General features: G+C 44.4%; 10 protein-coding genes. 6 read left to right on the top strand and 4 right to left on the bottom strand.

The window, feature by feature from the left end:
• Positions 1-318: 318 nt before the first annotated feature.
• Positions 319-1,503: a replication-associated recombination protein A gene (locus Q0314_RS02525; RefSeq protein ID WP_298056179.1), complete on the bottom strand. Its 1,185-nt coding sequence runs from the start codon at positions 1,501-1,503 to the stop codon at positions 319-321.
• A gap of 64 nt (positions 1,504-1,567) precedes the next feature.
• Here Q0314_RS02525 and Q0314_RS02530 point away from each other — a divergent pair, with 64 nt between their 5' ends.
• Complete coding sequence (locus Q0314_RS02530) at positions 1,568-1,699, top strand: hypothetical protein (protein ID WP_298056182.1); 132 nt, start codon at positions 1,568-1,570, stop codon at positions 1,697-1,699.
• A gap of 39 nt (positions 1,700-1,738) precedes the next feature.
• Here the strand turns inward: Q0314_RS02530 and Q0314_RS02535 are convergent, their stop codons facing one another.
• Positions 1,739-3,892, bottom strand: coding sequence for a TonB-dependent receptor (locus Q0314_RS02535; protein ID WP_298056184.1), 2,154 nt, complete (start codon positions 3,890-3,892; stop codon positions 1,739-1,741).
• 157 nt (positions 3,893-4,049) lie between these two features.
• Here Q0314_RS02535 and Q0314_RS02540 point away from each other — a divergent pair, with 157 nt between their 5' ends.
• Positions 4,050-4,322, top strand: coding sequence for a DUF5339 family protein (locus Q0314_RS02540; RefSeq protein WP_298056187.1), 273 nt, complete (start codon positions 4,050-4,052; stop codon positions 4,320-4,322).
• Between the two features lie 116 nt (positions 4,323-4,438).
• Here Q0314_RS02540 and Q0314_RS02545 read toward each other — a convergent pair whose 3' ends face one another.
• Complete coding sequence (locus Q0314_RS02545; RefSeq protein WP_298056189.1) at positions 4,439-4,957, bottom strand: pyridoxamine 5'-phosphate oxidase family protein; 519 nt, start codon at positions 4,955-4,957, stop codon at positions 4,439-4,441.
• 79 nt (positions 4,958-5,036) lie between these two features.
• On the opposite strand from Q0314_RS02545, the gene Q0314_RS02550 reads away from it, so the two are divergent.
• Complete coding sequence (locus tag Q0314_RS02550) at positions 5,037-5,342, top strand: hypothetical protein (protein ID WP_298056191.1); 306 nt, start codon at positions 5,037-5,039, stop codon at positions 5,340-5,342.
• Positions 5,343-5,553: 211 nt separating this feature from the next.
• Here the strand turns inward: Q0314_RS02550 and ung are convergent, their stop codons facing one another.
• On the bottom strand, positions 5,554-6,240 hold the full coding sequence (ung, locus tag Q0314_RS02555; RefSeq protein ID WP_004321791.1) for a uracil-DNA glycosylase: 687 nt from the start codon (positions 6,238-6,240) through the stop codon (positions 5,554-5,556).
• Positions 6,241-6,446: 206 nt separating this feature from the next.
• Between ung and Q0314_RS02560 the strand changes: the two genes are divergently transcribed.
• The 3 genes from Q0314_RS02560 to Q0314_RS02570 form a co-directional block, all read left to right on the top strand.
• Positions 6,447-6,935: a YbaK/prolyl-tRNA synthetase associated domain-containing protein gene (locus Q0314_RS02560; RefSeq protein WP_298056194.1), complete on the top strand. Its 489-nt coding sequence runs from the start codon at positions 6,447-6,449 to the stop codon at positions 6,933-6,935.
• Positions 6,936-6,959: 24 nt separating this feature from the next.
• Positions 6,960-7,508 carry a hypothetical protein gene (locus Q0314_RS02565; protein ID WP_298056197.1) on the top strand — a complete coding sequence of 183 codons (549 nt, stop codon included), beginning with the start codon at positions 6,960-6,962 and terminating at the stop codon, positions 7,506-7,508.
• 59 nt (positions 7,509-7,567) lie between these two features.
• Positions 7,568-8,372 (top strand): hypothetical protein (locus tag Q0314_RS02570; RefSeq protein ID WP_298056200.1); only part of this gene is annotated, 805 nt, incomplete at its 3' end.

Raw genomic sequence — 8,372 nt, forward strand, 5'->3', positions numbered from 1 at the left:
TATATTTAAAAAAATATAAAACTAAAATAAATAATAAAAATTTTTTAGCCTATTTTAAAAATATACGTCAAATTTGGATCAAATTTCGCAAAACGGCGATTTTTAGAGCTTATTTTAAATTTGATTTTGCTATTACGTTTGAATTTTGCGCAAATTTGCCGAGAAATTTAACAAACCTGTAAAAACCAAAAGATGAAATACGGCAAATTTGACCGCGCTGCTTTTTGTAAAATTTGACGAAACGACATGGCAAATTTGGTTGGCATAAATTTAATGTAGGCCATTTAAATTTTGCCGCCAGCTACAAGCCTTGCAAATTTAGACTTTGGATTTTATCTTCGCCAGCCACTCGTCCAGCGTTTTTTCAAAGCCGATACCGTTGCTCTCGTAAAATTTAAGCGGCTTTTCGAGGTATTTTTGCTCCACCCAGCCGCCAAAGCTATGAGGATACAGATAGTCCTTGGCCTCGGGCGCAGTGTTGATCAGATAGGGCGGGATCTTTAGCGGCGGCTCGTTTTTGACGTAAGACAGTGCGGCGTTTATGGCCTTGTAGCTGGAGTTTGACTTTGGCGAGTGAGCCAGATACATCGCGCACTGAGCGAGGATTATACGCGCTTCCGGAAAGCCGATCTTGCTAACGGCAGCTAGCGCGTTAGCGGCTAAATTTAGCGCGTTAGGGTTAGCATTACCGATATCCTCGCTAGCAAATATCGCCATCCTGCGCGCGATAAAATCAGCGCTCTCGCCCGCGTCGATAAGCCGTGCCAGATAGTATATGACGGCGTTTTCGTCGCTACCGCGCAGGCTTTTTATAAATGCGCTTGCTAGCCCGTAATGCACATCGTCCTCGCTAACACCTTCGCTAACCGCGTTAGCTCGCAGCGTTTTTAAATTCTCTAACGTTATTTTTTCATCCAGACTCACGGCAAACTCGAGCAAATTTAACAGTCCGCGCGCATCTCCGCCGCTACTTTTTACGAGATAGGCCTTAGCTTCGTCTGAGATGTCAAATTTAACCTCGCCCCTCACGCGCTCAAGCAGCTTTTCAAAATCCTCGCTCGCAAGCGGTTTAAACTCAAAGAGCATCGAGCGACTGCGGATACCCGAGCTTAGCGTGAAATATGGATTTTCGGTGCTGGCTCCGATGATGGCGGCGCGGTAGTTTTCCATCGGGATTAGCAGGGCTTCTTGCTGCGTTTTGCTGAGGCGGTGGATCTCGTCGATGAAAAATAGCGGCTTAGAAAGCGCGTTTTCGTGATTTTTTAGGATTTTGCGAAATTCCTCGATCTTTAAATTTCCGCCGTCAAATTCGTAAAAATCATACTCCATCGACCGCGCGACGACGCGAGCAAAGCTAGTCTTGCCGCAGCCTGCCGGCCCGTAAAATATGCTGTGCGGGATTTTTTTATTTTCGATAAATTTTTTAAAAACGCCCACCAGCTCGCGCTGTCCGCAGATCTCGTCTAAACTCGTCGGACGAAATTTCAAGGCGAAATTTTGCAAATTTGCTCCTTTTAAATTTTAAGGCATTATAGTCAAATTTAAATTAAGAAGCGGATTTGCGGGAGTGGGTGGTCAAACTTGGGCGGGTAAAAAGCAAAATTTGATGCTAGCGTCCTACTCCCAGCAAATGCAAAATTTGAACCAAAACGAGCCCTCAAAAACGGTAAATTTAACGGCTAAAGTGGACCAAATTTAAGCTAAATTTAGCCAAATTTAGTCCGCTTGCCGCGTTAAGCTAAAACGTCTTTTCAAAATCTACGTAGAAGTTCCTGCCTTTGCCCACTCTGGTCGTATTTTTAAATCCGTTTGCGAAAATGTACTCTTTGTTAAAGATATTGTTTACGCCAAAGCTGATTTTTAGCCCTTTGTTTAGCAGATAACTGTCGAAATTTTTCGGCTCCCATCGGCCTTTAAAATTTACGATAGTAAAGGTTTCGTCTACGTATTCGTATTTTTGGCCGCGCACGACGTAGTATTTCTCGTCGTTGTTAGGCCTAAACCAATGCGTCATATCGCCGCCCAAACTAAGCCCCCACGGCTCGTATCTATACATCGCGCCCAAAGTTAGCTTATCAGCATAGACGGTGAGTATCTTTTTGGTCGCTTTGTCGTAAATTTTCGTATGGTCGTATCCGAGCGAGAATGTAAGGTTGTTTATCGCGTATTTGGACTCGATCTCGACGCCTCGGCGCTTTGCGTTATCGACGTTTTCGTACATACCGTAGCGTCTGCCCGGCGCTTCGGCGTCAAATGGCGGATTGCCTTTATCCGGTCTCGCTTTTAAATTTATCATATCTTTGATGTTGCCGTCGTAGTAGGTAGCCTTAAAATACAGCTCGTCATCGCCCAAAAGCCCCTGCTTGTCGATAGAAAAGCCTACTTCGTACTCTTTTGCGATTTCAGGTTTTAGGTCTGGGTTTGGTATGTACCAGTAGTGCGGATTTAGCGGGCCGGCCGATGACGTTTCGTTTGGAGTAGGTCCTCTAAAGGTCTCCGCATAACCCGCGAGTAAATTTACGCCGTCAAAGACCTCGTATGCAAGGCCGAGTTTTGGGGAAAATCTAGACTCGGAGTATGAGTTGCGATCGCCGCTTTTGACTCCGCGTTTAAATTTATCAAACCTGCCGCCCAGAGTAAACTCAAATCTACCTACGCTAAATACATCTTGCGCGTAGATACCGAGGTCTTTGTAAAAATTCGGAAACGAACCGAAGTCGCTAAGCGCGCCGTTGTACCAAAATATCGCGTCCTCTTTTCTGTGTTCGTAGTCGATGCCGGTAACCAGCCTGTGCTCTAGCATGCCGGTGTCAAAGAGGCTTTCGTTTTTGAGCCTGACGCCCCATCTGTCGTCTTTGTTTTTGTAGTCGATGTAGACGGGATTGCCTCTGCTAAAGCCCGTTCTGATCCTGTGATTTAGGGCTTTTGCGTTGTAGTACTGAGCGGAGAAATTTATCCACCTGTTATTTAGCGGAGTGTATTTGTATATCACGCTATAGTCTCGCTGTTTTAGACGTCCCGAGGTAGGTAGCTCCGCGTCCTCGCTCCAGAAAAGCGACTGCCAAGGCGAGGAGGAGAATTTTTCGTGATAGTTAAATACGCTAGCCTCCAAAGCATGCTCGTCGGTTATCGCCCACTCGGCTTTGGCAAAGACGGTGTTTACCTGCTCGTCGTTTTCCGCGTATTTCACGCCCGAGCGTTTGCCGTCTCTAGCCATCTTTATCTTGCCGAAGTCCGCATGCTTGCCATAGAGTAAAATGCCGAAATTTTCCGTAGGTTTAGCTGCGATGGCGGCTCGATTTGAGTTCATGTGGTTGCTTTCCTGGCGGTGGCCGATCGTGACGCCGTAGTCGCTGCCAGGGTTTATAAAGTCGCTCACGTCCTTGGTTCTCATACTAACGATACCGCCGATCGCGCCGCTGCCGTGCAGCACGGAGCTAGCGCCCTTTACGACCTCGACGCGTTTTAGTAAGTCGTTATCCACGCGAAAGGTTGAAATTTGATTGGAAAAGAGCGAAGGCGAGCGCTTGATGCCGTCTTGTTCGATGATGACGCGCGCTTCACTTTGGTAACCAAAGCCGCGGATGTTGTAGTATTGGCCGACTTGTCTGCCGTGGTCGTTTCCTAGCATGACGCCGGGTACCGAGCCGATGGCGTCGATAACGGACGGTGATTTTACCAGATCGTTTTGATTTAGGACGCTGACCTGGCCGGCGTATTTAGCGACGTCTGTTTCACTCCTGTTTGCCGTGACGGAAACCATATCTAGCTTTACAGATCCCGTAGCATTGCTGTCGGCTCGCTTAAATTTGCTATCCACTCCTCCCGTCTGCGCGAGAGCCGAGGCTGCGCTCAGTAAAACTGCAGCCGCGATAATGCTAAATTTACCCATGACATCCCCTTTTATATTAAGAAATTGATAATAGGTATAATTTTATCTATTTTTCATTTAAATTAACTTATATTTTTAACAAAATTTTTAAATTTGATTTACGAAAAAAGGAAAGAAAAAGGATATAATGCCCGCCTATTTCATATAAGGAGAATACATGAAAAAGTCATTGTTAGTAATCGCCGCCCTTGGCGTAATTGGCGCAAATGCCGCAGCTACGGTCGAGCTTTCGCCTTCTTGCGAGGAGTACTTTAAACTAGTCGACGAGTTTGTTGAAAAAACAAAAGACAATCCGCAAATGGCGGCTATGAAATCTACTTATGAAGACCAAAAAGCTCAGTTTGCTCAGCTTCCGCAAGACTCGCAAGAGGCCGCTTGCAAACCTGCCCTTGAGCAAATGAAACAAGTTATAGCTACACTGCCTAAATAATTTTTATCCCTCCGCTTGGAGGGTTTTTTCGTCTTTTTTATTTTTTTATCGCCATCAAATTTCGTGTAATTATTTTTAAAATTTAGCATCAAATTTACCGCCCCAAAGCGCAAATTTTAATCCCAAATAATCTTCGCCTTTGCTGTTATGCTCGCGATCTTTAGCTCGTAGATATTCATCGCCTTTAGCCCGTGAGCCGCCGCGACGTCAAAGGTTCGCATGTAGTTTGGCGTGTATTTTTCGCTAAGCAGCCGTAGCGCGCGCAGTCTTGTCGCCTCGTCCGTCACGATATAAGCTTTAGTCTCTGCGATAGCGGATTTGTATTCTGTCGTGAAAACTTTGGCGCCAAGCGCTTTGCCGTCGTCCTTGATCGCGTCTAGCTGCTCGTCCGTCAAAACCGGCACCCGCGCGTAGCTCACGCAAACCAGCGTCACGTTTCTGCCGTCATTTAGCAGCTTTGCCTTAGAGCCTGCGGGCGCGCCGTGCAAAAATACGCTCTCGCCCTCGCGCACGACCGAGATAGGTACGCTAAAAATTTCGCCCCCGTCCGTAATGCAAGAAATCGTGCCGTATTCGCAAGCATCGATGATCTCAAGGCCTTCTTGCGCGGTTAATTCTCTATCTTTTCGTCTCATTTTTCGCCTTTAAATTTTTAGAAATTATAAAATTTAAACCCTAAAAAAGTGTATAATTTTACAAATTTAAAGGACGATGATGAGAAAAATATTAATATTTTGCGCTCTGAGCGCGCTGGCTTTAGGCGCTCAAAACGCGTGTGAGGAGTACGTGAAGCAAAGCAAAATTTACCTAAACGAGCTTTACGAAATAAAATCCAAGCAGCTAAAAGACGATCCGCAGGCCTTTAGGCTCTTTGAGCTTAAATTTGACGAGCTACAAAAAGCGCAGGATGGTCAAGCGGCGCTAATTATACAAAGCGGCGATGAGAAATTTTGCGAGCGCGAATCTGCCAAGATAAAATCCATGCTAGATGAGATGAGGGCGGAAAAGGCGCAAAAGTAGGCGTTTGTATAGACAAATTTGAGTCGCTTTTGCCAAGTAAAGCCAAAAGCTCTACAATCAAATTTGAAACCCGCCAAACCTAGTCTGGCAAGCTTTTGAATGCAAATTTAATGTAGCCTGGCACAATTAAAATTGTATGCTTACTAAATTTTGCAAACTCGCTTTAGCCAAATCATAAAAGCTCGTTTTGTCGCAGCCGCATAAAAGCACACTAACTAGCGTTGTTTAAATCCCAATCTATCGGCGCTTTGCCGTGTTCGGCGAGATACAAATTCGCCTTTGAAAAGTGCCTGCAACCAAAAAACGCGCCGCGCGCTAACGGGCTTGGATGCGCTGCCGTTAGTACAAGGTGTTTGTTAGCGTCGATGAGAGGGATTTTGGCCTTAGCCGGGTTGCCCCATAGCATGAAAACGACGTTCTGGGCGCAATCGCTAAGCTTCCTGATCGCAGCGTCCGTAAACTCCTGCCAGCCGAAATTTGAGTGCGAGTTAGCCTGCCCTGCACTAACGCTTAGCGTCGCATTTAGCAGCAGCACGCCCTGCTTCGCCCAGTAGCTCAGATCACCTGAGTTTGGCTCAGTTATGCCCAGATCGTCGCGGATTTCTTTGTAGATGTTGGCGAGGCTCGGCGGGATTTTGACGCCATGCGGTACAGCGAAGCTTAGCCCCATCGCCTGCCCCGGGCCGTGGTATGGGTCTTGGCCCAGGATCACGACCTTGACGGCGTTAAACGGCGTGAGATTAAAGGCGTTAAATATCAGCGCGTTTGGCGGATATACTTCGCCGGCAGCCTTTGCGCGCAAGAAATTTTCCTTTACGCGAGCGAAATTTTCGCTCAAAAACTCCTCTTTTAGCGCTTCTTTCCAACCCGCTTCGATTTGGATTTTGTCGATCTGCATGATTTTTCCTTTGTAAATTTGCTCTTTTTCTTTACGTTTATTTTAAGGCAAATTTACGAAATGATAGCCAAAAATATTTAAATTTAAGCGGCTCAAGATGTGGTCAAATTTAGATGCATTTAGCTTGTTAAATTTCCAAAAAAGAGCAGGGCAGTTTTAAAAATTTGCTGTATAATTTAAACTAAATTTTAAATAAAGGAACAACGATGTCCGAGCAAATTTTTGAGAAGCTAAAAGAGCTGCTAAGCTCGCAAAATGCAGACTTTCGCACCGTATCTCACGCAAGTGCCAAAACCTCGGCCGAGGTTGCCGTAGTGCGCGGCACAGAGCTAGGGCAGGGGGCAAAAGCGCTCGTTTGCGTCGTAAAAGGCGGGGGTGCAAAGCGATATGTTTTAGCCGTACTGCCAGCGGACTACAAGGCTGATTTACAGCTCATCGCACACGCACTGGGCGGCACTAGGGCAAGCCTAGCCAGCCCCGATGAGGTCATGCGACTCACCGACTGCGTCTTTGGTAGCGTTCCGCCGTTTAGCTTTCATGAGGAGCTGGAGCTGATCGCTGATCATAGCCTGCTTACGCGCTATGCCGAGCTTGCCTTTAATGCAGGCTTGCTAGATCATTCTATCATTTTAAATACGAAAGACTACGAGCGAATAGCTCAGCCGAGACTAGTCAAATTTGCGATGGTGGAGTAAAATTTTATTTAAAAAGGATGAAATTTGATCGAAGAAATACATCAAACAACGATAACTAAAGATGATTTTTTGGGTATAAACTTGGGCGAAATACTCAAAGACGCAAAATATTTTGACGATTACAGTTTTAAATTTGCGGACTTGTGCGAGGAAAATTTTAGAAATGGAAATTTAAAAGCGAGCAAGGTATTTTATTTATTAAGAAATGCTTGCTCTATGGCCTTAAAACCTGGAAGTCTAAATAAGTCGTACGAAGCCGGGTGCATCTGGGGCAATGGCAGATCGGCGATATTGGATGATTTTACTGAGCAGGATTTGGAATTTTTCGAGAGTATTTTGGATGAAATAACCGATTGCAGATTAAAATCAAGGATCGCCGATATTTTATGGATTTTAAAAAGTCCTAAAAATATTAAATTTTTAGAGATCGCCGTAAATGAATACTCGAAAATATCTCTAGAGCCAAAGTCGCTAAATCAATTTAAGATAGATGCGTTTGAAAGGGCTATCAGGCTATCTCGACTATCCAAAATCACAAAAAATCAATACGCCGAAATATCGAATAAATTTTAGAATGTTTTAATAAAGTAGAGCCGACCGATCAATACTACTGCTTAAGGATGTCGTATTTATTGGATATCGCGGAGCTGAACAGAAAACTGCAACCAAGCGTAGCTGAAAAATTAGAAAATTTTGCCGATACCTTTGCCAAAGAGGGAGAATTTATAGCGGCTATAGACTATTATCAAGAGTCGCAAAAATGGTATAAGAAGCTCAAAAATAGCCGTAAAATAGCCGAAATCGCACTTAAAATAGCTAATGTCTTAATAGAAAAAACAAAAGTAAGCGACTCTATATCGTCAAAAATAGACCTAGAGCAAGCACTAAAAGAGCTCAGAAGCATTCCTGCAAAAGATAGAAATGAGCTCGGAATCGATCAAAAAATAGACGAGATACGCAAGCTGATGGGGCAAAATAACCAAGATATTATAAGCGAAATGAGTTTGATTGCTGCCGATAAGATCGATATTTCGCGTTATCAAAATAATGCAAAGCTAGTAGTAAAAGGCAAGCGATTATCTGAAGCGGTATTATGCCTAGCTAATATCACAGCAAATCCACTATATGAAGATATCAAAAAGTCATCCGAGAAGCTTTTAAAAAAGTCTCTTTTTTCAAATCTTATTACTCAAATTTACGTAGATGCTGACGGAAGAAAATTGTCGCAAATAACTACAAAAGATGACCGATTAAAACATGAAATGTACCAGCAATACCATATACATGTCGAGTTGGCGGTAGACGGCAGAATACTGCCCGCATTTTGGCAAATTTTAGAGGAACATAGAGTGTCTATGCGTTTAATATATGATATTTGCAGAAATTCTAGCATAGTTCCGGCTGGCAGGACAGATATCTGGGCGCAAGGTTTATATT

The sequence above is a fragment of the uncultured Campylobacter sp. genome, assembly GCF_938040115.1.
Taxonomy (GTDB): domain Bacteria; phylum Campylobacterota; class Campylobacteria; order Campylobacterales; family Campylobacteraceae; genus Campylobacter_A.